The organism is Rhizobium sp. ZW T2_16, from assembly GCF_044987325.1.
GTDB classification, from domain to species: domain Bacteria; phylum Pseudomonadota; class Alphaproteobacteria; order Rhizobiales; family Rhizobiaceae; genus Neorhizobium; species Neorhizobium cellulosilyticum.
In genome coordinates this window covers 511221-536044 of the sequence record NZ_JBJDRG010000003.1, presented here as the reverse complement: position 1 = coordinate 536044, position 24824 = coordinate 511221, and the positions used below count along the sequence as shown (strand labels likewise).

Below are 24824 nucleotides of genomic sequence, written 5' to 3'. Positions count from 1 at the left end.
GGGACGTGGCTCACGCTGCGTTGCGATTGGGAAAGACGGCGCGGCATATCTCCTTCTCCCCGCGAGCGGGGAGAAGGTGGCGGCAGCCCGACGAGGGGCAGTCACATCCTCGACCTTGACAGCGAATAATCGGAACCGACCTATGAGCGACATCGACACTGCCGATCCTGAGATCGCTCCGATCAAGCGGCCCGCCCGCTGGCACATTCTCGTGTTCCTGGCGCCGGCATTTCTTGTCTATACCGCGATCATGATATTGCCGCTGATCGAGACGCTGCGGCTGTCGCTCTATAATCTGGTCGATGGCGAGACCGTGTTTGTCGGCCTCGCCAATTTCGTCACGCTGTTTTCCGATCCACGGCTTGCAGCCAACTTCTGGAATGCCCTCGGCAACAACCTGATCTTCTTCGTCATCCATATGCTGGTGCAGAACCCGATCGGCGTCGCGCTTGCCGCCATGCTCTCGGTGTCGAAACTGCGCTTCGCCACCTTCTATCGCACCGCCATTTTCGTACCCACGCTTCTCTCCTTCGTTATCGTCGGCTTCATCTGGAAGCTGATCCTCTCGCCTATCTGGGGCATTGCGCCGGGTATGATGGATTGGGTCGGGCTGAAATGGATGTTCGCCCCTTGGCTCGGCAAACCGGAAAGCGCTCTGATCACCGTGTCGCTGATTTCCGTCTGGCAATATGTCGGCATCCCGATGATGCTGATCTATGCGGCACTGCTGAACATTCCCGACGAGGTGCTGGAAGCTGCCGAATGTGACGGCATTACCGGCTGGAGCCAGTTCTGGAAAATCAAGCTGCCGCTGATCCTGCCCTCGATCGGCATCATCTCGATCCTAACCTTCGTCGGCAATTTCAATGCTTTCGACCTGATCTACACGGTGCAGGGCGCGCTTGCCGGGCCGGATGGCTCGACCGATATCTTGGGCACGTTGCTCTATCGCACCTTCTTCGGCTTCCAGAACCAGATGGGCGACCGCTCAATGGGTGCGACGATCGCTACCGTGATGTTCCTGATCATCCTCGCCGGCGTTTCGCTTTATCTCTTCGTCATCCAGCGGCGCATGCGTCGCTATCAGTTCTGAGGAGGTCAAAGACGATGGCAACAGCCCGCACCTCATATTTGCGCATCGGACTGATCCATGTCGCGCTGATAAGCTACACTCTGATCGCGCTTTTCCCGGTATTCCTCACGTTGATCAATTCGTTCAAGAGCCGCAACGCCATCTTCCGCGAGCCAATGGCGATCCCGACGCCCTCGACCTTCAGCCTCGTCGGGTACGAGACTGTCCTGAAACAGGGCGATTTCATCGGTTATTTTCAGAACAGCCTGATCGTCACCGTCGTCTCGATCGCGTTCGTTTTGCTGTTTGGCGCCATGGCCGCCTTCGCGCTGTCGGAATATCGCTTTCGCGGCAACCTGCTGATGGGCCTCTATCTGGCGCTCGGAATCATGATCCCGATCCGGCTTGGCACCGTCGCCATTCTGCAGGGGATGGTCGCGGCCGGTCTGGTCAATACGCTGACGGCGCTGGTTCTGGTCTATACGGCGCAAGGCCTGCCGCTCGCCATCTTCATCCTGTCGGAATTCATGCGCACCGTGTCCGACGACCTGAAGAATGCCGGGCGCATCGACGGGCTGTCCGAATACGCGATCTTCTTCCGTCTCGTCCTGCCGCTGGTGCGGCCTGCCATGGCGACGGTTGCCGTCTTCACCATGATCCCGATCTGGAACGACCTCTGGTTCCCGCTGATCCTGGCACCGGGCGAGGAAACCAAGACAGTCACCTTGGGCGCACAGATGTTCATCGGCCAGTTCGTCACCAACTGGAATGCAGTGCTTTCTGCCCTGTCGCTCGCCATCCTGCCGGTTCTGGTTCTCTACGTCATCTTCTCCCGCCAGCTGATCCGCGGCATCACATCAGGAGCCGTCAAATGAGTGGAGAAAAGCCGATCCGAGTCCTCGTCGCCGGTCTTGGCAATATGGGCCGCAGCCATGCGCTCGCCTATCACAACGATCCCGGCTTCGAGATTGTCGGGCTGGTCAATCGCTCGACGCCGAAGCTCGATCCGGCGCTCGAAGGCTACAAGATCCATCCGGATTTCCTGACCGCGCTTGAGGAGCTGAAACCCGATCTCTGCGCGATCTGCACCTATTCCGACAGCCATGCGGATTATGCAGTTGCCGCTTTTGAGACCGGCTGCCACGTCTTTGTCGAAAAGCCTCTGGCGACCACGGTTGCAGATGCCGAACGCGTCGTGGCAGCCGCGAAGGCTTCTGGCAAAAAGCTGGTCATCGGCTACATTCTTCGCCACCACCCGTCCTGGATCCGGCTGATCGAAGAAGCGCGAAAGCTCGGCCCGCCCTATGTCTTCCGCATGAATCTCAACCAGCAGTCCTCCGGACCGACCTGGGACGTGCACAAGGCGCTGATGAATACAACGCCGCCGATCGTCGATTGCGGCGTGCATTATGTCGATGTCATGTGCCAGATCACCGATGCGAAACCCGTCGAAGTGCGTGGCATGGGCCTGCGCCTCTCCGACGAGATCGCGCCGGACATGTATAACTATGGCCATCTGCAGGTGATCTTCGACGATAAATCCGTCGGCTGGTACGAGGCCGGCTGGGGACCGATGATCTCGGAAACCGCCTTCTTCGTGAAGGATGTCATGTCGCCAAAGGGCTCGGTGTCTATCGTCATGGACCCGAATGCAAAGTCGGACGATATCGACACGCATACCAAAACTTCGGTCATCCGCCTTCACAGCGCCGAAACGGGTCCAGACGGAAAGTTCTTGTCGCCCGACAAGGATATGAAAATGGCCGGTGAGCCGGGCCATCAGGAACTCTGCAATCTGGAACAGGCCTACATGCTGCGGGCCATCCGCGAAGATATAGACCTCACCCGGCACATGGACGATGCGGTGCAATCGCTGAAGATCTGCCTTGCGGCGGACGAAAGCGCGCGCACGGGCAAGCCTGTCCATCTTTGACGCCGGTACGGAATTTTAAAGGAAGACGCTCTTGGGTTCGCTGCAACTGACATCCATCCGCAAGGCCTTCGGTGACCACGAGGTGCTGAAGGGCATCGATCTCGACGTCAAGGATGGCGAATTCGTCATCTTCGTGGGCCCATCGGGCTGCGGCAAGTCCACGCTTTTGAGGGTCATCGCAGGCCTTGAAGACGCGTCCTCCGGTTCTATCCGTATCGACGGTCAGGAAGTGGCGACCGTGCCGCCGGCCAAGCGCGGTATCGCCATGGTTTTCCAGTCCTATGCGCTTTATCCGCACCTGACGGTCAAGGACAATATGGGGCTTGGCCTGAAGCAGGCCGGCACACCGAAAGCCGAGATCGAGGATCGCGTGACGAAAGCCTCGTCGATGCTGTCGCTCGATCCCTATCTCGCCCGTCGCCCGGCAGAGCTTTCCGGCGGCCAGCGCCAGCGCGTGGCGATCGGCCGCGCCATCGTGCGCGAACCGAGCCTGTTTCTCTTCGACGAGCCTTTGTCGAACCTCGATGCGGCATTGCGCGTCCAGACGCGGCTTGAGATTGCCCGCCTTCACCGACGCCTCAAGGCAACGATGATTTATGTCACCCATGACCAGGTCGAGGCGATGACGCTGGCCGATAAGATCGTGGTCCTGAACGCCGGTGCGATCGAGCAGGTCGGTTCGCCTATGGAACTATACAACCGGCCGGCCAACATCTTCGTCGCCGGTTTTATCGGTTCGCCGCAGATGAATTTTATCCCTGCGGAAAAGCTCGAGGAAAGTGGCTGCAAGACGATCGGCATCCGGCCGGAACATATCGCCCTGTCGCGCGATGCAGGCGACTGGAAAGGTAAGGTCGTTCACGCCGAACATCTCGGCGCCGATACCATCCTCTATCTCGAAACGGAGCAGGCGGGCCTCGTGACAGTGCGCCTGTTCGGTGAGCATCGCTATGGTGCCGACGATATTGTCTTCGCCACGCCGGACAAAGCTTTAATGCACCGGTTTGACGCAAACGATCGGGCAATCGCGTAAAACCTGCTCTCGTTACGGACATCACCGATCTGTGAGACCCGGACTTTGATCTCGATCGAGAACCTTATGCCATCCTCTGCGTTAATAAGGCAGAGGAAAGGTCATGATAACAGCATCTGTACTGCTCATCACTTTCGGATTGTTCGGCACTCTGGTCGCATTGGTAATCCGCCAAAAAGCAATCGCATATCGGGACGATTATCGCGATGAACTTGCCTTGGGCGAACGCGCGCTTAAAGGACCTGCGAACACTCGGCAACATCTTAAGGCCGAATCGACTCGTCTTCGAAATCCTGCCCTTGCAAGGAGAAAAGCCGACCTTGCCAGCGTGGCCCATGCGCGCAAGTTAAAGCATGCCTGAATTCTAGATTTATCGTTCGGGAAAATTGGTGGAGCTAAGCGGGATCGAACCGCTGACCTCTTGCATGCCATGCAAGCGCTCTCCCAGCTGAGCTATAGCCCCATCAGGGTGGTCCGGTATTTTTTCCGGTCCTGGGAAACTTCGAAGCGTTGTTTGCTCCGGAAGTGGCGGCTTATTACTTCGTGATTTTTGGAAGTGCAAGCCGAAAAATCAAACGCCCGACAATTTTTCTGAAATTGTCGGGCGTTAGCGTCAATTACTGTTCGTCGTCGTCGCCGCCCACACCGATGATGCCGGTCATGTCGTCGTCGTCTTCATCTTCCTGCTCGAGGAAGGTGTCGTCTTCGTCGTCGCCGATATCAACGTCATCGTCATCGCCGATATCCGGGATATCGTCGCCGCTGTTGTCGCCGTCGGCGTCTTCCAGCGAAACGACTTCGGCTTCCTGGCTCTCGCTGTCGACTTCCTTGATGTCGTCCTCGTCTTCGGCTGCCTCTTCCATCTTGATGGCGGCGCTGTTTTCAGCAAAGAAAGACAGCGGCCAGGACTTGCCCGTATAGGGGGAGACGACCGGGTCACGGTTCAGGTCGTAGAACTTCTTTCCGGTATCCGGGTCGGTACGTTTGGTTCCGAGTTCCGCTTTTGCCACTGTTAAGCCTCATGAGCCGGCCGATCAGATCGGCGCGCCGCGGGTGCGGCGATGGATGAATGGGTGAAAAATCTAAGCCGGTCCCCTTAAGGCTAACGGGACTTCATGTCAAAGCCAAACTTTCCGGGCTTTCTTGGCCGCCTTGAGCCAACAAGCGGATGACCGCCAAAACACTTTATGATAACGACGGCGCAAAATTCGCAAACGCTTGAGGAATAGGGACACTCAATGTCGCATGGTATCGCGTTGAAGCCGGCAAAATCGGCTCGCTCGGAAGCTCTCAAAGGTACGATCCGGATTCCCGGCGACAAATCGATCTCGCACCGCTCCTTCATGTTCGGCGGCCTCGCTTCGGGCGAAACTCGCATCACTGGCCTTCTGGAAGGTGAAGACGTCATCAATACCGGCAAGGCGATGCGCGCCATGGGCGCCCAGATCGAAAAGGTCGGTGCTGAGTGGATCATCCAGGGTACCGGCAATGGTGCGCTTCTGGCTCCTGAAGCGCCTCTCGATTTCGGCAATGCCGGCACCGGTTGCCGTCTCACCATGGGTCTGGTTGGCGTCTACGATTTTGCCTCCACCTTCATCGGCGACGCATCGCTTTCCAAGCGCCCGATGGGCCGCGTACTGAACCCGCTGCGCGAGATGGGCGTGCAGGTGACCTCCGTCGAAGGCGACCGCCTGCCGGTAACGCTGCATGGCCCGAAAGTGCCGAACCCGATCACCTATCGCGTGCCCATGGCGTCTGCGCAGGTGAAGTCGGCAGTGCTTCTCGCCGGCCTCAACACACCGGGCATTACTACTGTCATCGAACCGGTCATGACCCGCGACCATACCGAAAAGATGCTGCAGGGTTTTGGCGCCGACCTTTCGGTCGAGACCGATGCGGAGGGCGTACGCACCATTCGTCTCGTCGGCCAAGGCCAGCTCAAGGGCCAAGTCATAGACGTACCGGGTGATCCGTCCTCGACAGCCTTCCCCCTTGTCGCAGCACTCCTGACGCCGGGCTCCGACGTCACCATTCTCAACGTCCTGATGAACCCGACGCGTACAGGTCTTATTCTGACGCTGCAGGAAATGGGCGCCGATATCGAAGTGCAGAACGCACGGCTCGCCGGAGGTGAAGATGTCGCCGATCTGCGGGTAAGATATTCCGAGCTGAAGGGCGTTACAGTCCCGGCCGATCGCGCGCCGTCGATGATCGACGAATATCCGGTTCTGGCTGTTGCTGCCGCTTACGCATCCGGCACGACCACCATGCTTGGCCTCGAAGAATTGCGGGTGAAGGAATCTGATCGCCTTTCGGCTGTCGCGGAAGGTCTGAAGCTCAACGGCGTCGATTGCGATGAAGGCCAGGAAACACTCGTCGTTCGCGGCCGTCCGGGCGGCAAGGGCTATGGCAATGCGTCGGGCAAGGCCGTCGTCACCCATCTCGACCACCGTATCGCCATGAGCTTCCTTGTACTCGGCCTGGCCTCGGAACATCCGGTCACTGTCGACGATGCTTCGATTATCGCCACCAGCTTCCCGGAATTCATGGATCTGATGACTGGTCTCGGCGCGAAGATCGACGCCGTGGATGGTGAGGCAGCCTGATGGGCGTCGTCATCGCCATTGATGGGCCGGCGGCAGCAGGCAAGGGTACGCTGTCGCGTCAGATTGCCGAGACCTATGGTTTCCACCATCTCGACACCGGCCTGACCTATCGCGCCACGGCAAAAGCGCTTCTCGATGCCGGCTTGCCGCTCGATGACGAGACTGTCGCAGAAAAAATGGCGCGCGAAGTGGAACTCGCTGGCCTCGATCGCGACACCCTGTCGGCCCACGCCATCGGCGAAGCGGCATCGAAAATTGCCGTGATGCCGAAAGTGCGCCGCGCGTTGGTCGAAGCCCAGAAGGCTTTTTCGACAAGAGCCCCGGGAACGGTGCTTGATGGCCGCGATATCGGCACCGTCGTCTGCCCCGATGCGCCGGTAAAACTCTATGTCACGGCATCAGCCGATGTGCGTGCAAGACGCCGTTATGACGAGATCATCGCCAAGGGCGGCGAGGCGGAGTATGATGACATCTTCGCGGACGTGACGAAGCGCGACGAGCGCGACATGGGCCGCGCCGACAGCCCGTTGAAGCCGGCGCAAGACGCGCACTTGCTTGATACGTCCAAAATGAGTATAGAGGCCGCGTTTCAGGCCGCAAAGTCGTTGATCGACGAAGCTCTGATCAAGAATTGACGAGTTGCCGGGAAGCTGGCTTTTCGTTCGCAGAGATCCCGCAGTTCAGTCCCAGCGCCGGATAGCCTCCCACGGTATGACCGATTGAGAGAGGCGGGCCTGGATTTCGGGCGTGTTTAACACGAACCACCGGCGCATGCGTGTCCTTGAATTAGGACACGATCAGGAGATTTCATGGCAGTAACTAACCCCACGCGCGAAGACTTTGCAGCTCTTCTCGAGGAATCCTTCGCATCCAACGATCTGGCCGAAGGCTACGTTACCAAAGGTCTGGTAACGGCAATCGAGAAGGACATGGCAGTTGTCGACGTCGGCCTCAAGGTCGAAGGTCGCATCGCGCTTAAGGAATTCGGCGCCAAGGGCAAAGACGGTTCGCTGAAGGTCGGCGACGAAGTCGAAGTCTATGTCGAGCGCATCGAAAACGCTCTCGGCGAAGCCGTTCTGTCGCGCGAAAAGGCTCGCCGCGAAGAAAGCTGGGTCAAGCTCGAAGCCAAGTTCGAAGCTGGCGAGCGCGTTGAAGGCGTTATCTTCAACCAGGTCAAGGGTGGCTTCACCGTCGATCTCGACGGCGCCGTTGCCTTCCTGCCGCGTTCGCAGGTCGACATCCGTCCGATCCGCGACGTTACCCCGCTCATGCACAACCCGCAGCCCTTCGAAATCCTCAAGATGGACAAGCGTCGCGGCAACATCGTTGTTTCGCGCCGTACGGTTCTTGAAGAGTCGCGTGCCGAGCAGCGTTCTGAAATCGTTCAGAACCTCGAAGAAGGCCAGGTTGTTGACGGCGTCGTCAAGAACATCACCGATTACGGTGCGTTCGTTGACCTCGGCGGTATCGACGGTCTGCTGCACGTCACCGACATGGCATGGCGTCGTGTGAACCATCCGTCGGAAATCCTGTCCATTGGCCAGTCGGTCAAGGTTCAGATCATCCGCATCAACCAGGAAACCCACCGCATCTCGCTCGGCATGAAGCAGCTCGAGTCGGATCCGTGGGATGGCATCGCGGCCAAGTACCCGATCGGCAAGAAGATCTCCGGTACCGTCACGAACATCACCGATTACGGTGCATTCGTAGAGCTGGAGCCGGGCATCGAAGGCCTGATCCACATCTCCGAAATGTCCTGGACCAAGAAGAACGTACATCCCGGCAAGATCCTGTCCACGAGCCAGGAAGTCGACGTTGTCGTTCTCGAAGTCGACCCGTCCAAGCGCCGTATTTCGCTCGGCCTCAAGCAGACGCTGGAAAACCCGTGGCAGGCATTCGCCTACTCGCATCCGGCCGGCACTGAAGTCGAAGGCGAAGTCAAGAACAAGACCGAATTCGGCCTGTTCATCGGCCTCGAAGGCGACGTTGACGGCATGGTTCACCTGTCGGATCTCGACTGGAACCGTCCGGGCGAACAGGTCATCGAAGAGTTCAACAAGGGCGACGTCGTCAAGGCTGTCGTTCTCGATGTTGACGTCGAGAAGGAGCGTATCTCGCTCGGCATCAAGCAGCTCGGCAAGGATGCCGTTGGTGACGCAGCCGCTTCCGGCGACCTGCGCAAGAACGCTGTCGTTTCGGCTGAAATCATCGCCGTTAACGACGGTGGCATCGAAGTGAAGCTCGTTGCCCACGAAGACCTCGTAGCCTTCATCCGCCGCGCTGACCTCGCTCGCGACCGCGACGACCAGCGTCCGGAGCGTTTCTCGGTTGGCCAGGTTGTCGACGCCCGCGTCGTCAACTTCTCCAAGAAGGACCGCAAGGTCATGCTTTCCATCAAGGCGCTCGAAATCGCCGAAGAGAAGGAAGCAGTTGCACAGTTCGGTTCGTCCGACTCGGGCGCTTCGCTCGGCGACATTCTGGGCGCAGCCCTGAAGAACCGTGGCGGCAACGAATAATCGTTGTTTCCTGAAGAATAAGAAGCCGCCGGATCGAAAGGTCCGGCGGCTTTTTCATGGTCACTTGCAGAAGCCGAACACGTGCTCGGCAGATTTCCGGATTACGTCCAGCCGGCCATCCGCCAGTATAGATCGCTCGGTTGCACCTCGGGCGCGTCCGCTTCCAGCCTGACCTCGCCGGCCCTATATCCGGCCGCCCTCTCCGCTCTGGTCATCGTATCGCTGACGATTTCCTCGCCTTCCGCATCGTTGTCCTGCGGCTCCTCACCTTCCGGCTCATGCTCGTCGCCAAAAGTGTGCTGCTTTGATGATTCGTCCTGCTCTTCGTCTTCCAGCGCCTCGATCGGTTCTGCCTGCCGCTCTTTATGTCTCGGTTCTTCATCGGCAGGTGGATAGGCTGCGACATAGGGCCAGGGAAGAGCTTCACGTGCCTGGGTCGGCACGGTGTTCGCAGCAACCGCCAGCGCGGCCATATTCTGTTCCGGCGCATCTGCTCTCGCCGCCGCCGCGGCACGGGCGGCATCCGGCATGGCGCCATTGGTGGTTTGCGGTGACGCCGCCGCCTGTCCGCCATGAGATGCGCTTGCGGAAGGTACGTTGCTGGTCGCACGCTGTTGGTCGCCAAGCCCGTCATCCGCTGTAGCCTGGACCGCAGGCGAGGACATCGGCAGATGCTTGCTTTCCGGCAGATCGAGTTCGGACAGGACCGTTGCCAGCCAGTTTGCCAGTTTCAGCAACGTTTGATCGGAAAGCGCCGACCAGAGACGCGCGGGCACCGGTATGTCCAGCTTGAACATTTCCACCGCGGTGCGCGCCAGAACCTGCATTTCTTCGGGCTCGGCTGCCACTGCCTGCTGGGCGACCTGGGCTGCCGAGATTTGCAACTGATTGCTGATTACCGCCGCTGGTGTGCTGACACTGCCGGGATTGATCTCGGGTCGCACCGCATTCGCCTGGAATCCATCCTTCAAGGCAGTCATAGACATTGTCGGCTTTGCTGCAGCAACTGCTTCACTTGTCGGGGTAACTGGACGACTTGTTGGGGCTTGCGACGCCGCTGTATTGGCGGGGCCGGTCAGTGAGCCTGCAGGCTTTGACGCCTGCTCCGCCTGTTGCGGCTTGAGTTCAGGTGATGCGGTGGCCGGGGCTGGTGAACGCTGATTCTGACCTTCGCCAAGCTTCGGCGAGGCTGCGTTCCCGGTCGGCTGGCGAAGCGAGGCAATATGGTCGTCGTTCGAAGTTGTTTGTGATGGACCTATCTGGCCGATCTGTGCAGTCGCAGGGCTCGCACCTTGCTGCAGACGCGGACCATTGCCCGCCGGCGGTGAGTCAGCACTTGCATTCTGCCGATAGAAACTGACGACCGTCTTGGCCGCGAGATCGCGCTGGGCAATGTTCGCGGTCTCGATATGGGCCGCAAGCCGGGCGGCTGCCGGGCCTGAAGGTTCTTTTAGGATCTCAGCCATCAACCGCAGGGAAATGCCCTTGACGATCTGGTTGAGCAGCCGCTCGACATTGGCGACCTCTTGCGGCTTCAGCGCCTGAACGGCTTCGAAAAGGCGTGCCGTATAGTCGATCAGCGTCTCGTTTTCTCGCCGCGGTGTCTTCAACAGCTTGCCGATCGTCTCGGCAAGGATGGAGGACCCCTGCGCCAGCTTGAGTTGAGCCGACAGGGAGGCGGCATCGAGCCGTGCGCCTGAAAGAGTAGCGTTGCTTCCTGACTGCGACTGTGCGGTCGTCAGTGATGAGGTCACACGCGCAGGAGTGACTGCAGCCTGCGTCTGGTTATGGTAATCTGCAGTCGAACTCAACGCGGCACGAACGGGTGGCAGCATCGCATGCTCCATCTGTTATCTGCGACGGTGGAACAGTTCGGCCGTGTTTGGGTAATGGTGCGACGGCTGTCGCTACGCCTCATGGCGGGATGATGCCGATTGACAGACGTTAAACGAAAATGGTTAACGGTCGGCTAATTATCATCGAATTCGCGTCGGGAGCCCGGCAAACTGAGAGCGCCGCCTGCGGGAACAGGCGGCATGGCTCAGCTATGCGCGAAAATATCGGTCTCTTCCCAACCAAGGAGATCAAGCCTTGCGCGTGTCGGCAGGAACTCGAAGCAGGCGGCGGCAAGATCCGTGCGGTTGTCGCGGATCAGCCGCATGGTCAGCTTGTCGCGCAAGGCATGCAGATAAAGCACGTCCGAGGCCGCATATTCGAGTTGCGCCTGTGATAGCGTTTCGGCCGCCCAATCAGTCTGCTGCTGGGCCTTGGAAATGTCGACCTCGACCAGTTCCCGTAGATTGTCTTTTAGCCCGTGACGATCGGTATAGGTTCGGGTCAGGCGTGAAGCGATCTTGGTGCAGAAGACCGGCGTGGCCAATACCCCGAACGTATGGAAAAGCACGGCGATATCGAATCGGCCATAGTGAAAGATTTTCTGCCGCGACGAATCAGCCAGAAGCGCGACGAGGTTGGGCGCCTGATTCTGTCCTGCTGCAATGCGAATGACGTCGGCCGTGCCGTCCCCGGGAGATAATTGCACAACACATAGGCGATCACGACGTGGGATAAGGCCAAGCGTTTCGGTATCGATTGCCACCGCACCCGTATAGTGGGCCGCTGCCGCCGCCGGAAGATCTCCCTCGTGATAGCGAATTTCAGCCATAATCCCGCCTTTCCAAGCATTTGAATCGATATTGCCTATAATCCAGCTTTGCGCATATCGATATAGCGATGATCCCTGCTATGATATCGACGCTATGGGCAAATGCTCAGCAATGCACCTATTGCATTGCTGCATTGCGCCTAACCGGCTTGGCGAGCATACCAGTATTAGCCTATATGTCAGTCATCGAACGACGCACTCCTCCTCCCAGTGTCGTTCGATACGGATCGACAACATCCTCCTCCTCCCAGTTGTCGATCAAGTTTAAAGCCTGGCGCATCCTCCTCCCGCGCCAGGCTTTTCGCTTTTCTGGAGGTAATTTTCCCGAAAGACAGTTGAACGACAGCGTTTGAAGCGCCTGGAGCCGGCGCCTTATGCATCTATGTCGCTTGGCGGCCCTGGCCCCTCCATGCGAGGTTATCCCAGGGTGCCGCGTTATCGTCTTGCGATCAGCGAAGCGCGTCGATCGCCTTCAATACGTCGTCCTCGACTTCTATTCCATTTGCCATGGCATCAGCCCTCAGGCCTTTTCCGCGGCGGCCTGGAAGTCGCACGCCATCCTGCCTGGCCATCTCTTCGGCAAGGGCTGCCATGCGCATGGCTGTACCGCCGCCATTGGCCGCGTCCGGGTCGATTGCGATGATCGAGTGGCCGAGTTCCGGCGGCGGCCCATTTTCATCGAAGAGCGAGCTTGCCTCATGGGAGAAATTGGCGCCTGCAAGGCCCGCCGAGAGCACTTCCACCATCAGCGCCAGTGCAGCACCCTTTGCACCACCAGAAGGCGCCATCGTGCCTTTAAGCGCCTCTGCAGCGTCTGTGGTGGGGTTTCCATCAATATCGAAGGCCCAGTCGTCGGGTATGCTCGTTCCCTTCTGGTGGGCTTCCATGACCTTGCCACGTGCGACCTTTGAGAGCGCCAGATCAATGACCAAGGGATCGGCATTTGCGACAGGGACTGCGAAGGCAATCGGATTGGTGCCGAAGAGCGGGCTTCTGCCGCCCCAGGGCGCCATGGCGGCCGGTGCGTTTGCGAACATCATGGCGATCAGGCCCTGCTCGGCAAAACGCTCGACCGTCAGCGCCATCACCCCGGCATGATGCGAGCGGCCGATGGCGGCAAAGGCGATACCCTGTTCACAGGCTATGGCAGGAAGTTCGGAAGCCGCAAGATCAAGGGCTGGATAGGCAAAGCCATGCGCGGCGTCGATCGACAGCACCGCAGGGCGCGGTCGCGAGAGGATCGGCTCCGCCTTGCCATCCACTTTGCCGGTACGAACCTGCTTCACATAGGCCGGAACGCGGCGCAGGCCGTGGCCGGATTGGCCGGCAGCTTCCGACTGCACAAGGGCACGGGCGACGGAAAGAGCAGTTGAGGGCAGGACGCCATTGTCTTCGAAGATGCCGCGGACCAGCGTCTCGGCATCGGTGAGGCTCATATGCATGCGGGCTTCCGGGATTTGTTAGGTTGAGGGAGCCCGCTTATAGCGTTTTGTCAGGAGCAGGTCAGTGCCTGCGTGAGGAAATTCGGTACGCCTGCAGGCGGCGCCGGGATAGGCGAGGCACGGCGAACGATCGAAACTATATAGTCATCGATCTTCGAATCGCCCGAAGAGCGCTGGAGCGACACGCTGGTCACGTTGCCCCCATTGTCGAAGTTGAAGCGCACGGCGGCCGTGCCGGTGTTGCCGCCGGGGCAGCGGCGGGCATTGCGCGCCAGCCGCGACTGCACGCGTGACTTCCACGTTGCCGGGGAAAGCGACGAAAAGCGCGAGCCTGACGATGTCTGGGTGGCGGCATTTCGATCCGACTGCGTGGCTTCGGCCTTGGCTTGCGCCATTTCCTTCTGGGCCTGCTGCTGCTTGGGGCGTTCCACGCGCTTGACCGGCTCCTTTTTCGGCTCTGGCTTCTTCTCCGCGACTTCGGGTTTTTCTGGTGGCGGCGGGCGCACGACCGGCAGCGGCACTTCGACGTTATCGAGCGCAGCCATGACCTGCTGCTCGATCGGATCGGGCTGTTCGATCGGCTCCGGCAGTGTTTCCGGCAAAGTCTCGGCCACTTCCGGCTCCTGAGGTGTCGGCTCTTCGACGGGTTCCGGCGGCGGAGGCTCGGGGAGAGGCTCGGCAATTTCCGGTGGCGGTGGTTCGATCGGATCAGGTGTCGGATCGGGCTGGGCCTCTTCCACCGGCTGCATCTGCTCGCTGTCCACCTTTTCGGAATCCACGGCGTCGGGAGCGATCTGCTCCTCTTCCGTCTGTGTGGCCTCAGGCTCTGGAGCCAGTTCGATCATGATCGCGGAAGGCGGTAAATTATCTGCCGGCATAGTCGGCTCTTCCTGCATCATCAGGGCAGCAGCAGCGATATGCGCAGTCAGCACGAATGCGCCGGCGCCTGCCCAGAGTGATATTTCGCCGATCTTCTGTACCCGGCTACGATAGGGGGCGGCTGGGTTCATCGCGAAACCCCTGGTGCTGGCGAAGCCGGTGCGGCAGGCTGGGCAGCGGGTGCTGCGGCACCCGGAAGGGTTTCCAGTCCGACCAGCGCGATCTTCAAATAACCGGCATCACGCAGAAGGTTCATCACTTCCATGAACTGGCCGTAGCCGACAGCCTTGTCGGCACGCAGGAAGATGCGGGTATCCCTGTTGCCGCCGGTAATCGTGTTCAGCCTGGTCGTCAGCTGCTCGCGCGCAACCTGGTCATTGCCGAGATTGAGCGTGAGATCTTCCTGAACTGTCAGATAGAGAGGTTCTTCAGGCCGCTGTGCGGGCTTTGCACTCGATGCGGGCAGGTCGACATTGACATCGACCGTGGAAAGCGGCGCGGCGACCATGAAGATGATCAGGAGCACCAGCATGACGTCAATAAAGGGCGTCACGTTGATCTCGTGGTTTTCCTGCAATTCCTCGCCGTGATGTTCGCGAATGCCGCCGGCCATGGACTTATTCTCCGGCCATCAGGGACATCGGGGTTGCCTTGCGGCCGCCCGGCGGAACCTTGCGGAAGTCGAGGTCGCGGCTCACCAGTCGCTCGACGCCGCTGGCTGCATCGGCAAGAAGCGCGCGATAGCCGGTAACCGAACGGGCAAACAGGTTGTAGATCACGACGGCGGGAATGGCGGCGACGAGGCCGATGGCCGTTGCAAGTAGCGCCTCGGCAATGCCGGGCGCGACGACGGCAAGATTGGTCGTCTGCGTTTCGGAAATGCCGATGAACGAATTCATGATGCCCCAGACCGTGCCGAATAGGCCGACAAAGGGAGCGACCGAGCCGATCGTCGCCAGAATGCCGGTGCCGCGGGCGATACGGCGACCGGCAAAGGCCTCGATGCGCGACAGGGAGGAGCCGACGCGTTCCTTGACGCCGTCACCTTCGACATGGTCGAGCGCATCCGCGGACATCTTTATTTCCTCGGCTGCGGCCTGGAGCATGTAGGCGGCAGGACCGCCGCGTCCAGCGGAGGCATCGACAGCTTCGGCGAGCGTACGGGAATTGCGGATGATCTTGATGATGCGACCGGCGCGGGTGCGGGCGCCGGCAAGCTCGAGCGTCTTAACCAGCCAAACGGTCCAGGTTGCCAGCGAAGCGATGGCAAGCCCGATCATGACGCTTTTAACAACCCAGTCCGCCGCCATGAACATGCCCCAGGGCGAAAGGTCGTGCGGGATTGTCAGTACCGGCGTTTCTTCTTCCGCCGGCACAAGGTCGGTTACCGTTTCCTGCGGCGCAGCCTGGGCCTGTGCGGGCTGGGATACGCCGGGAGCCGTTGTCTCGGTAGAGGGAGCAGGCTGGGCGGATTGTGCCGGAGCCTGAGCGGCGGGAGCCCCCTCTGTGGCGGTCGAGGCAGCCGGCGCTGCAGGGCTGGCCGGTGCTGCATTTTCCGCCGGAGCGGAAGGCGCGGTCGGTGTCGTCGCCGGCGTTGTGGCGGGAGCCGTCCGGCCGGTGGTTGGTGCTGCAGACGAAGCCGGAGCCTGCTGCTGTGCACTATCCGCCTGCGAAGTGGTTTGTGCCTGAGGAGCCGGGGCAGGAATCTGAGCCATCGCCATCGCGCTCAGAAGCGCAAGCGTCGCAGCCGTCATCCCGAGCTGTTTCGCGACCTTGCCAAGGTGGCGGTTTCCGGCAACGGCAGGGACAAGGGCAGCAGACATTTTAGGCGATACTCCGACTATTGCCGAAAGGCATTTTTGCCGGCTCGGCACGATATCATCAGGTCGCGGCCGGCATCGAGGCCAGCAACAGACTATGCTGCTATGCGATAATAAACATGAGTTCAAATGGCAACTAATAAATCTTGAGTGAAGCTGCCAATTTTACCTTCACGACGTCGGGGATGGCAGAGCTCAAGGCGAAAATGTATCTGCGCCACCGGAGATGGCGCAGATCAGGCATTCTAAAAGTGAGTTCGCGTAAAGACTTAGCGTGCCAGCCAGCCGCCATCCACGGGCAGCACGGTGCCGTGAATGTAGTCCGAGGCCGATGATGCGAGGAAGACGGCTGCACCACCAAGCTCTTCCGGTTTGCCCCAGTGCCCGGCTGGAATGCGCGCCAGAATGGCGGCGTTGCGGTCCGGGTCATCGCGAAGAGCTTCCGTATTGTTGGTCGAGAAATAACCGGGAGCAATGGCGTTGACGTTGATACCCTTGCCGGCCCATTCGCAGGCCAGGAGCCGGGTCAGGCCTGCAAGGCCGCTCTTGGACGCCGTATAGGAAGGAATGCGGATGCCGCCCTGGAAGGAGAGAAGTGAAGCAATGTTGACGATCTTTCCGCCCTTATCGGCTGCGACAAGCCGCCGGGCGAAGGCTTGCGACAGGAAAAACACGTTCTTCAGGTTCACATCCATCACCGCATCCCAATCAGCCTCGCTGAATTCGAGGGCATCGGCGCGGCGAATAATCCCGGCATTGTTGACGAGAATATCAGCACCTCCAGACCAGGAAGTGGTTTCGTCGAGAATACGTTCGATCGGTTCGAGGGTGGAAAGGTCGGCCGATATGGCGAGGCTCTCGCCGCGGCTAGCGCTGATTGCGGCCTCGGTTTCCGCCATCGATGAGCGACCGACCAGCGCCACCTTGGCCCCGGCCTGGGCAAGGGCAACTGAAATGGCCTGGCCTAAACCGGTATTGGCGCCGGTGACAATCGCTGTCTTGCCGGTCAGATCGAACGAAATAGCCATAAAAACCTCCACATAAAAAACCGCCGGGAATTTCTCCCCGGCGGTTCCTAACATGACAATTGTCAAGCTTAAAGCGTGCGCGTGATATGTTCCACGCGGAAGCACTCGATCGTGTCGCCGGCGCGGATGTCTTCGTAGTTTTCGAAGGCCATACCGCATTCCTGACCCATCGGCACTTCGGCAACTTCGTCCTTGAAGCGCTTGAGCGTCTTGAGCTTGCCTTCGTGGATGACCACGTTGTCGCGGATGAGGCGTACGCCTGCACCACGCTCGACCTTGCCTTCGACCACACGGCAACCGGCAACCTTGCCGACCTTGGTGATGTTGAAGACTTCCAGGATCTCGGCATTGCCGAGGAAGGTTTCGCGGCGTTCCGGCGACAGAAGACCCGACATGGCTGCCTTAACGTCATCCACCAGATCGTAGATGATGTTGTAGTAGCGGATGTCGAGGCCGTTACGCTCGGCGATCGTACGAGCCTGTGCATTGGCGCGGACGTTGAAGCCGATGATTGCGGCATCCGATGCCTCGGCGAGCGAGATATCCGACTCGGTGATCGCGCCGGCGCCCGAATGGACGATACGGGCACGAACTTCGTCGGTACCAAGCTTGTCGAGCGACGCGATGATCGCTTCGACCGAACCCTGCACGTCACCCTTGATGACCAGCGGGAATTCCTTGAAGCCGGTATTCTGCAGCTTGCTCATCATCTGCTCGAGCGAACCGCGCTGGCCGGACTGGCGAGCAACCGCCTTGTCGCGAGCAAGACGCTGGCGATACTCGGAGATTTCGCGGGCACGAGCTTCGTTTTCGACGACGGCGAAGCGGTCACCGGCAGCAGGCGTGCCGGAAAGACCGAGCACTTCGACCGGGGTTGCCGGACCGGCTTCCTTGACGTGGTCGCCCTTGTCGGTGACGAGAGCACGAACACGGCCCCACTGATCGCCGGCAACGATGATCTGGCCCGGCTTCAGCGTACCCTTCTGGACGAGCACGGTCGCAACCGCACCACGACCGCGGTCGAGTTGTGCTTCAATGACCGTACCTTCGGCAGTACGCGTCGGGTCGGCCTTCAGGTCGAGAATTTCGGCCTGTAGCAACACGGCTTCGAGCAGCTTGTCGAGGTTTGTCTTGTTCTTGGCCGAAACCTCGACGTCGAGCACTTCACCGCCGAGCGATTCGACGAAGACTTCGTGCTGCAGGAGCTGCTGACGAACCTTGTCGGGCTTGGCTTCATGCTTGTCGATCTTGTTGATTGCCACGATGATCGGTACACCCGCCGCCTTGGCATGGTTGATGGATTCGATCGTCTGCGGCATCACGCTGTCGTCGGCTGCAACCACCAGGATCGCGATATCCGTCGCCTGCGCACCACGGGCACGCATGGCCGTAAAGGCGGCGTGGCCGGGGGTGTCGATGAAGGTGATCTTCTGACCGTTCTTCTCGACCTGGTAGGCACCGATATGCTGGGTGATGCCGCCGGCTTCACCGGACACGACATTCGCCTGGCGGATAGCGTCGAGCAGCGAGGTCTTGCCGTGGTCGACGTGACCCATGATCGTAACGACCGGCGGGCGCGATACCATTTCGCCCGCATCGTCGGCCTTGTCAAAGATGCCTTCTTCGACGTCGGATTCCGAGACGCGCTTGACGGTATGGCCGAATTCGGCGGCGATGAGTTCTGCCAGATCGGCGTCGATGACGTCGCCCGGCTTCATCATCTGGCCTTCCTTCATCAGGTACTTGATGACGTCGACCGCGCGTTCGGACATGCGCTGCGACAGTTCCTGAATGGTGATCGTTTCCGGCAGGATGACTTCGCGGACAACCTTCTCACGGGTTTCCTGCATCTGGCTGCGGCGGAATTTTTCCTGACGACGGCGCATCGCGGCCATCGAACGGCCACGGGCGTTACCGTCCTCGTCCGAACCGGCAGTGGTGATGGTCAGCTTGCCCTGGCGACGGCCTTCGTCACCCTTCGGGCGTGCCGGCGGCTTGGCAGGAGCTGGAGCGACCACGCGGCCACGACCGGGCGCACCGGCGCTGCGGGACGGGCCACGGTCATCATCTTCGTCATTGGCACGGCGGCCACGTACGGCACCCGGCTGCGCTGCGGGAGCATCGGTGCCTGGGCGCGGCGACTGCGGACGACCGTCCTGCGGGCGGCCAGCGGCTCCACGATCGGCAGGTGCGCGATCGGTGTTGCGCTCGGGCGCACGGGCAGCGACCGGGGCCGGCTGAGGCGCGACGGGTTCAGGTTCCGGCTCTGGAGCCGGTTCGGCTGCACGACGAGCTGCTTCCGCAGCCTCTTCGGCCTTGCGGGCCTCTGCTTCGGCTGCACGGCGGGCTTCGTCTTCAGCGCGCTGCTTGGCTTCGATGACTTCGCGTGCCTGTGCTTCCACCAGAGCGCGGCGACGGGCTTCCATTTCGCCGGCGGAGAGATCGTGAAGCACGTTCGGGCGGTTCTGTTGCGGACGCTGGCCGGACTGCTGCGGGCGTTGACCCTGCTGCGGACGCTGGCCCTGTTGCTGGCCGTAGTTGGAGCCCGGACGCTGACCCTGGTGCGAACCGGGGCGCTGACCCTGCGGCTGTGCAGGGCGCTGTGCCTGTGGCGCAGGCTGGTGCACCGGCGCTGCCGGTTGCGGGCGCGGCTGCTGCGGAGCAGGTTGTGCTGCGGCTTCAACCGGGCGCGGAGCCGGGGCTGCAGGGGCCGCGATCGGGGTAATAGGCTTTTCGTCCTGCGGGCGGGTCGGGCGGCGTTTCACCGTTTCGACGACGACCGCTTTCGTGCGGCCGCGACCCATGTCCTGGCGCACAGTACCCTGGTTCATGCCGGATGGCTTGAGCGAGAGGGTCTTCTTCACGCCGAGTGTCTTGTCGTCTTTGTTGTCGGTCATTCCGTTCCTGTTCCTTCGTACAGGAACGGATGGAAGCCATCAGAACCTGTCGTTCAAGTCGTATAAATCGATCTGCGTCCGGCTAGAGCCGGTGACAGCGTCATGGTTTAGGCATGTCAAAGACATCCTTTGTCTGGGGCAGACCGCCTTTACGGTACTGCTCAAGTAGGTTTGCGCGCTTCACTACACCCTCACCCGCCTGCCCTGCAAGCGCGCAAGCATGGATAAAAGCATTCTCGCCCATCACTTCGTCCAATTCCGCCCCGGTGAGGAGCAAAAAGGCCGGAATGTCATGTTCGGCATCGGTGCCGAGCTTAAAGGCCTTTCGGGCCTGGTCTATCTTTCGAACGCCGTCTGCCGCAGCATCGGAAGCATGGAAAACGCCGGCGGCGGCTCCCGAGCGGACTGCGGCATCGACCTTCATCGCGCCGGAAACGAACTGACCGGCCTTGCGCGCCATGTTCATCATTCCGGCAAGGTCGGCGACCAGAAGCCGATCGACCAGTGCGCCGAGATCGTCCGCCGCTTTCGTCTCGCTCTTGAAAGCGCGAGAAAACAGCTTCCGCTTCACCGCCCGGTCGACAAGCTCTCGTTCCGCCTTGATCCAGCAGCCCCGTCCGGGAAGCTGCCGTTTCAAATCCGGAACCACGCTCCCGTCGGGAGCGCGGACGAACCTGATAAGGTCCTTCGGGTCTGTCGCCTCGCGGGTGACGATGCAGGTACGGTCGTTCACGACGAAATCGTCCGGCCAAATATCTGCATCATCCGCACCATTGTCGTCCGCAATCATTCCTGATCGGCGGCGACGGCCTCCTCCTCGGCCTCATCATCAGCCCGTTCGTTGGCGAGATCTTCTTCGGTGATCCAGCCTGCGAGCAGACGGGCCTGAACGATCATGTTTTCAGCCTCGACGCGGGAAACGTCGAACTTGGAGAACGTGCCTTCGAACTTCTTGGTCTCGCCATCCTTGCGTTCCGACCAGCCGACGAGATCGTCAGCAGCGCAGCCGGCGAAGTCCTCGACCGTCTTGATGCCTTCTTCGCCGAGCGCAACCAGCATCTGGGCGGTAAGGCCTTCGATCTGCTTCAGCTCGTCCTGGACGCCGAGAGCAACGCGCTTGGCATCGTTTTCAGCTTCGATACGCTCCAGGTACTCGCGGGCGCGGGTCTGGATCTCGTTGGCGGTGTCTTCGTCGAAGCCGTCGATCGACGAGATTTCGTCGAGGTTGGTGTAGGCCAGTTCCTCGACCTGGGCAAAGCCTTCCGAAGCAAGCACCTGGCCGACCATTTCGTCGACATCGAGAGCTTCCATGAACAGGTTGGTGCGCTCGTTGAATTCCTTCTGACGGCGTTCCGACTCTTCGGCTTCCGTCATGATGTCGATATCCCAGCCGGTCAGCTGCGAAGCGAGGCGAACGTTCTGGCCGCGGCGGCCGATGGCCAGCGACAGCTGCTCATCCGGAACCACGACTTCGATACGCTCTGCATCCTCGTCGAGAACGACCTTGGCGACTTCAGCCGGCTGCAGGGCGTTGACGATGAAGGAAGCCGGATCCTGGCTCCACGGAATGATGTCGATCTTTTCGCCCTGCAGTTCGCCGACAACGGCCTGAACGCGCGAACCACGCATACCGACGCAGGCGCCGACCGGATCGATCGACGAGTCGTTCGAGATAACAGCGATCTTGGCGCGGGAACCCGGGTCACGGGCAACCGACTTGATCTGGATGATGCCGTCGTAGATTTCTGGAACTTCCATGGTGAACAGCTTCACCATGAACTGCGGATGGGTACGCGACAGGAAGATCTGCGGGCCGCGCTGTTCGCGACGGACGTCGTAGACATAGGCGCGGACGCGGTCGCCGTAACGCATGTTTTCGCGCGGGATCATCTCGTCACGACGGATGATGCCTTCGCCACGGCCGAGATCCACGATGACATTGCCGTACTCGACGCGCTTGACGGTGCCGTTGACGATTTCGCCGACGCGATCCTTGAACTCGTCGAACTGACGGTCACGCTCGGCTTCGCGCACCTTCTGCACGATGACCTGCTTGGCGGACTGTGCGGCGATACGGCCGAAATCCATCGGCGGCAGCGGGTCGGCAATGAAGTCGCCGATCTTGGCATCAACATTGCGGTCGCGGGCCAAAACCAAAGGGATCTGCGTTCCGTAGTCTTCGGCGACTTCAACGACCTCAAGAAGGCGTTGCAGACGGATTTCGCCGGTCTTGGAATTGATGTCGGCGCGGATATTGGTTTCCGAACCGTAACGCGAGCGGGCGGCCTTTTGGATGGCGTCAGCCATCGCAGCCAGCACGATCTCGCGGTCGATGACCTTTTCGCGGGCCACAGCGTCTGCGATCTGCAGAAGTTCAAGCCGGTTTGCGCTCACTGCCATTGTCGTTGGTCTCCGTAGGTCCAATTCTGGCGGCCCTCCCTCCTCGGAAAGGCCAGTGTGTTGGTCGATTATTCTTCGTCTTCAGCTTCGTCGTTCTGGTTCGCGGCCTGCTGCTTGGCGAGCTTGTCGGCGCGCAGCGCATCGCGGATCAGATCGTCCGTCAGGATCAGCTTGCCTTCGGCCAGCGCCGAGAACGGGATCGTTACGCGTGGTTCCTCACCATAGGCGACCTGGTCGCGCTCGACGGTGAAACCTTCTTCGTTGACTTCGGCGATCTTGCCGCGGAACCGCTTGCGGTTGTCGATCATGATCGACGTCTCGCATTTCACCAGATGGCCGGTCCAGCGTGCAAAATCCGACTTGCGCACCATCGGCCGGTCGATGCCCGGCGAAGACACTTCGAGATGATACTCGCGATCGATCGGATCTTCTACATCAAGAACGGGTGAGATGGCGACCGATACGGCTTCGCAGCCTTCGACATCCATCGTGCCATCATTGCGCTCGGCCATGACCTGCAGGGTCATGCCGTTCAGGTTCAGCATGCGCACCCGGACCAGACGGTAATCCATGGCGGTCAGTACCGGCTCGATGATTTCGGCGATCCTGAGGTCGAGACCAGTCTCGACGATGAGACGCGGCTCGTGGTCTGTCTGCTGCATAAGCTCTCCGGTTCAATCCCCGCTCACAGTGCGGGTTGAAGCGATCGCCTAACAAAAAAGAGCGGGTCCGGTGTGGGCCCACTCTTCATCGGACGATCAAGAATATGGGCTGCATATACGCGCTTGGACCGGCAATTGCAAGACTTCCGCATTTCCGCCATTCAAAGCTGGAATTAGCCTGTTCGACGTCTATAACCGGTTCAGAGAGTCGGGAAGAGGAGCAAGAGCCACATCGTGCCGGACAGGATAGCCACACTCGCGCCGTTCAAGAACCAGACCTTCCGCACAATATGGATAGCGAGCCTTGCATCGAATTTCGGTGGCTTGATTCAGGCCGTCGGCGCCGCCTGGATGATGACCTCGATCTCCAATTCCCAGGACATGGTGGCGCTCGTCCAGTCTTCTACCACCCTGCCGATCATGTTGTTCTCGCTGATTGCGGGGGCTCTCGCCGATAATTTCAACCGACGCAGTATCATGCTGACGGCGCAGCTCTTCATGCTGGCCGTCTCTATAGCGCTGACTATCTTTGCCTATCTGGACCTGCTGACGCCCTGGCTGCTTCTCTGTTTCACCTTCCTGCTCGGGTGCGGCGTGGCGCTCAACAATCCCGCATGGCAGGCGTCCGTCGGCGATATCGTCTCGCGTGAAATGCTGCCCCAGGCCGTGACGCTCAACAGCGTCGGCTTCAACATTACCCGCAGTGTCGGACCGGCGATCGGCGGCGCTGTCGTCGCAGCGGCAGGTGCTGCAGCAGCCTTCGCCCTGAATGCCGCAAGTTACGTTGCGCTCATGTATGCGCTGTTGCGCTGGAAGCCGGAGCGTCGCGACGATGCGCTGCCACGCGAAACGCTTTTGAGAGCGCTTTCGGCAGGTCTCGGTTATGTTTCCATGTCGCCGAACATCCTCAATGTTCTTTTGCGCGGCATGCTATTCGGCTTCTCTGCCAGCGCCATTCTGGCGCTTTTGCCGATCGTCGCGCGGGATCTCGTTTCGGGCGGGCCGTTGACATACGGCATCATGCTCGGCTGTTTCGGTGTCGGCGCGATCGGCGGCGCCATGTCGAATGCGCGGCTGCGCGAAAAGCTGACGAGCGAGAGGATTGTCCAGTTCGCTTTCCTCGGTTTTGCGGCAAGTTCCTCCGTCATAGCGCTCAGCACCAATACCGCGCTGACGGCGCTCGTGCTGATCGTGCCGGGGGCGTGCTGGGTTCTGGCCCTGTCGCTTTTCAACACAACCGTGCAGCTGTCGGCGCCGCGCTGGGTCGTCGGCCGCGCACTATCTTTCTACCAGACGACCACATTCGGCGGCATGGCGGTTGGCAGCTGGGTGTGGGGTGTCGGTGCCGAAAATCTCGGAGTTTCCATTTCCCTGAGCCTGGCAAGCCTTGCAATGCTTGTAGGTGGACTAGCAGGTTTGAGGAACCCGCTGCCGCAGTTTACCGATATCGACCTGAGCCCGCTGAACAAGTTCAACGAACCGATGCTGCGGCTCGACCTGCAGCCACGAAGCGGCCCGATCGTGTTGCAGATCGACTATGAGATCGCCGAGCACGATATCTCCGAATTCCTCACCCTGATGGCGCGCCGCCGTCGGGTACGCATTCGTGATGGCGCACGCCAATGGGCCTTGATGCGCGATCTAGAACATCCGGAAATCTGGACGGAGACCTATCACACCGCCACCTGGGCAGATTATGTCCGCCATAACCGCCGCCGCCTGCAGATAGATGAGGAGATCTGGGATGCGATCCGAAAGCTTCACAAGGGCGTGGATGGACCACGGGTCCACCGTATGATCGAACGGCAGACCATCCCGCCCAAGGACGATATCTTTCACAAGCATCATGTCGATCTGCATTGAGGCAAAGG

21 protein-coding genes and 1 tRNA gene are annotated in these 24824 nt (G+C 60.2%); 9 read left to right on the top strand and 13 right to left on the bottom strand.

What is annotated here, in order from left to right; genetic code table 11:
- Nucleotides 1-142 precede the first annotated feature (142 nt).
- The 5 genes from ACI3K0_RS12560 (at nt 143) to ACI3K0_RS12540 (ending at nt 4399) form a co-directional block, all read left to right on the top strand.
- Nucleotides 143-1093: a carbohydrate ABC transporter permease gene (locus tag ACI3K0_RS12560; protein ID WP_183823924.1), complete on the top strand. Its 951-nt coding sequence runs from the start codon at nt 143-145 to the stop codon at nt 1091-1093.
- A 14-nt stretch (nt 1094-1107) separates the two neighbouring features.
- Complete coding sequence (locus ACI3K0_RS12555) at nt 1108-1947, top strand: carbohydrate ABC transporter permease (protein WP_183823922.1); 840 nt, start codon at nt 1108-1110, stop codon at nt 1945-1947.
- Entirely contained in the window at nt 1944-3005 is a 1062-nt protein-coding gene (locus tag ACI3K0_RS12550) for a Gfo/Idh/MocA family protein (protein ID WP_404945364.1), read from the top strand. Before ACI3K0_RS12555 ends, ACI3K0_RS12550 begins: the two co-directional genes overlap by 4 nt.
- A 31-nt stretch (nt 3006-3036) precedes the next feature.
- Nucleotides 3037-4038 carry an ABC transporter ATP-binding protein gene (locus ACI3K0_RS12545; RefSeq protein WP_183823918.1) on the top strand — a complete coding sequence of 334 codons (1002 nt, stop codon included), beginning with the start codon at nt 3037-3039 and terminating at the stop codon, nt 4036-4038.
- Between the two features lie 103 nt (nt 4039-4141).
- A complete protein-coding gene (locus tag ACI3K0_RS12540) occupies nt 4142-4399 on the top strand; it encodes a hypothetical protein (protein WP_183823916.1) in 258 nt (85 codons plus the stop codon).
- A gap of 26 nt (nt 4400-4425) precedes the next feature.
- Here ACI3K0_RS12540 and ACI3K0_RS12535 read toward each other — a convergent pair.
- Nucleotides 4426-4501, bottom strand: a tRNA-Ala gene (locus ACI3K0_RS12535).
- 154 nt (nt 4502-4655) lie between these two features.
- Complete coding sequence (locus ACI3K0_RS12530) at nt 4656-5048, bottom strand: TIGR02300 family protein (protein ID WP_148146227.1); 393 nt, start codon at nt 5046-5048, stop codon at nt 4656-4658.
- Nucleotides 5049-5276: 228 nt separating this feature from the next.
- On the opposite strand from ACI3K0_RS12530, the gene aroA reads away from it, so the two are divergent.
- The 3 genes from aroA (at nt 5277) to rpsA (ending at nt 9160) form a co-directional block, all read left to right on the top strand.
- Nucleotides 5277-6644 carry a 3-phosphoshikimate 1-carboxyvinyltransferase gene (gene aroA, locus ACI3K0_RS12525; RefSeq protein ID WP_183823914.1) on the top strand — a complete coding sequence of 456 codons (1368 nt, stop codon included), beginning with the start codon at nt 5277-5279 and terminating at the stop codon, nt 6642-6644.
- Nucleotides 6644-7279: a (d)CMP kinase gene (cmk, locus tag ACI3K0_RS12520; protein WP_183823912.1), complete on the top strand. Its 636-nt coding sequence runs from the start codon at nt 6644-6646 to the stop codon at nt 7277-7279. Before aroA ends, cmk begins: the two co-directional genes overlap by 1 nt.
- Before the next feature lie 174 nt (nt 7280-7453).
- Nucleotides 7454-9160: a 30S ribosomal protein S1 gene (gene rpsA / locus ACI3K0_RS12515; protein WP_148146224.1), complete on the top strand. Its 1707-nt coding sequence runs from the start codon at nt 7454-7456 to the stop codon at nt 9158-9160.
- A gap of 101 nt (nt 9161-9261) precedes the next feature.
- Here the strand turns inward: rpsA and ACI3K0_RS12510 are convergent, their stop codons facing one another.
- The 11 genes from ACI3K0_RS12510 to rimP form a co-directional block, all read right to left on the bottom strand.
- A complete protein-coding gene (locus ACI3K0_RS12510) occupies nt 9262-10995 on the bottom strand; it encodes a hypothetical protein (RefSeq protein ID WP_183823910.1) in 1734 nt (577 codons plus the stop codon).
- A 206-nt stretch (nt 10996-11201) separates the two neighbouring features.
- Nucleotides 11202-11828 carry a ribonuclease D gene (locus ACI3K0_RS12505; protein ID WP_183824170.1) on the bottom strand — a complete coding sequence of 209 codons (627 nt, stop codon included), beginning with the start codon at nt 11826-11828 and terminating at the stop codon, nt 11202-11204.
- Between the two features lie 446 nt (nt 11829-12274).
- Entirely contained in the window at nt 12275-13267 is a 993-nt protein-coding gene (locus ACI3K0_RS12500) for an Ldh family oxidoreductase (protein WP_183823908.1), read from the bottom strand.
- A 50-nt stretch (nt 13268-13317) separates the two neighbouring features.
- A complete protein-coding gene (locus ACI3K0_RS12495; RefSeq protein WP_183823906.1) occupies nt 13318-14277 on the bottom strand; it encodes an energy transducer TonB in 960 nt (319 codons plus the stop codon).
- Complete coding sequence (exbD, locus tag ACI3K0_RS12490; protein ID WP_183823904.1) at nt 14274-14759, bottom strand: TonB system transport protein ExbD; 486 nt, start codon at nt 14757-14759, stop codon at nt 14274-14276. The genes ACI3K0_RS12495 and exbD overlap by 4 nt, the downstream gene beginning before the upstream one ends.
- A 4-nt stretch (nt 14760-14763) precedes the next feature.
- On the bottom strand, nt 14764-15969 hold the full coding sequence (exbB, locus tag ACI3K0_RS12485) for a tonB-system energizer ExbB (RefSeq protein WP_394353659.1): 1206 nt from the start codon (nt 15967-15969) through the stop codon (nt 14764-14766).
- A gap of 266 nt (nt 15970-16235) precedes the next feature.
- A complete protein-coding gene (kduD, locus tag ACI3K0_RS12480; RefSeq protein ID WP_148146218.1) occupies nt 16236-16994 on the bottom strand; it encodes a 2-dehydro-3-deoxy-D-gluconate 5-dehydrogenase KduD in 759 nt (252 codons plus the stop codon).
- A gap of 68 nt (nt 16995-17062) precedes the next feature.
- Entirely contained in the window at nt 17063-19891 is a 2829-nt protein-coding gene (infB, locus tag ACI3K0_RS12475; RefSeq protein WP_148146217.1) for a translation initiation factor IF-2, read from the bottom strand.
- 100 nt (nt 19892-19991) lie between these two features.
- Nucleotides 19992-20681 carry an RNA-binding protein gene (locus ACI3K0_RS12470; protein ID WP_183823902.1) on the bottom strand — a complete coding sequence of 230 codons (690 nt, stop codon included), beginning with the start codon at nt 20679-20681 and terminating at the stop codon, nt 19992-19994.
- A complete protein-coding gene (gene nusA, locus ACI3K0_RS12465; RefSeq protein WP_183823900.1) occupies nt 20678-22291 on the bottom strand; it encodes a transcription termination factor NusA in 1614 nt (537 codons plus the stop codon). The genes ACI3K0_RS12470 and nusA overlap by 4 nt, the downstream gene beginning before the upstream one ends.
- 68 nt (nt 22292-22359) lie before the next feature.
- Complete coding sequence (gene rimP, locus ACI3K0_RS12460) at nt 22360-22953, bottom strand: ribosome maturation factor RimP (protein WP_148146214.1); 594 nt, start codon at nt 22951-22953, stop codon at nt 22360-22362.
- A gap of 234 nt (nt 22954-23187) precedes the next feature.
- Here rimP and ACI3K0_RS12455 point away from each other — a divergent pair, with 234 nt between their 5' ends.
- Nucleotides 23188-24816, top strand: a complete 1629-nt coding sequence (locus ACI3K0_RS12455; protein ID WP_404945363.1) for an MFS transporter — start codon at nt 23188-23190, stop codon at nt 24814-24816.
- Nucleotides 24817-24824: the final 8 nt, after the last annotated feature.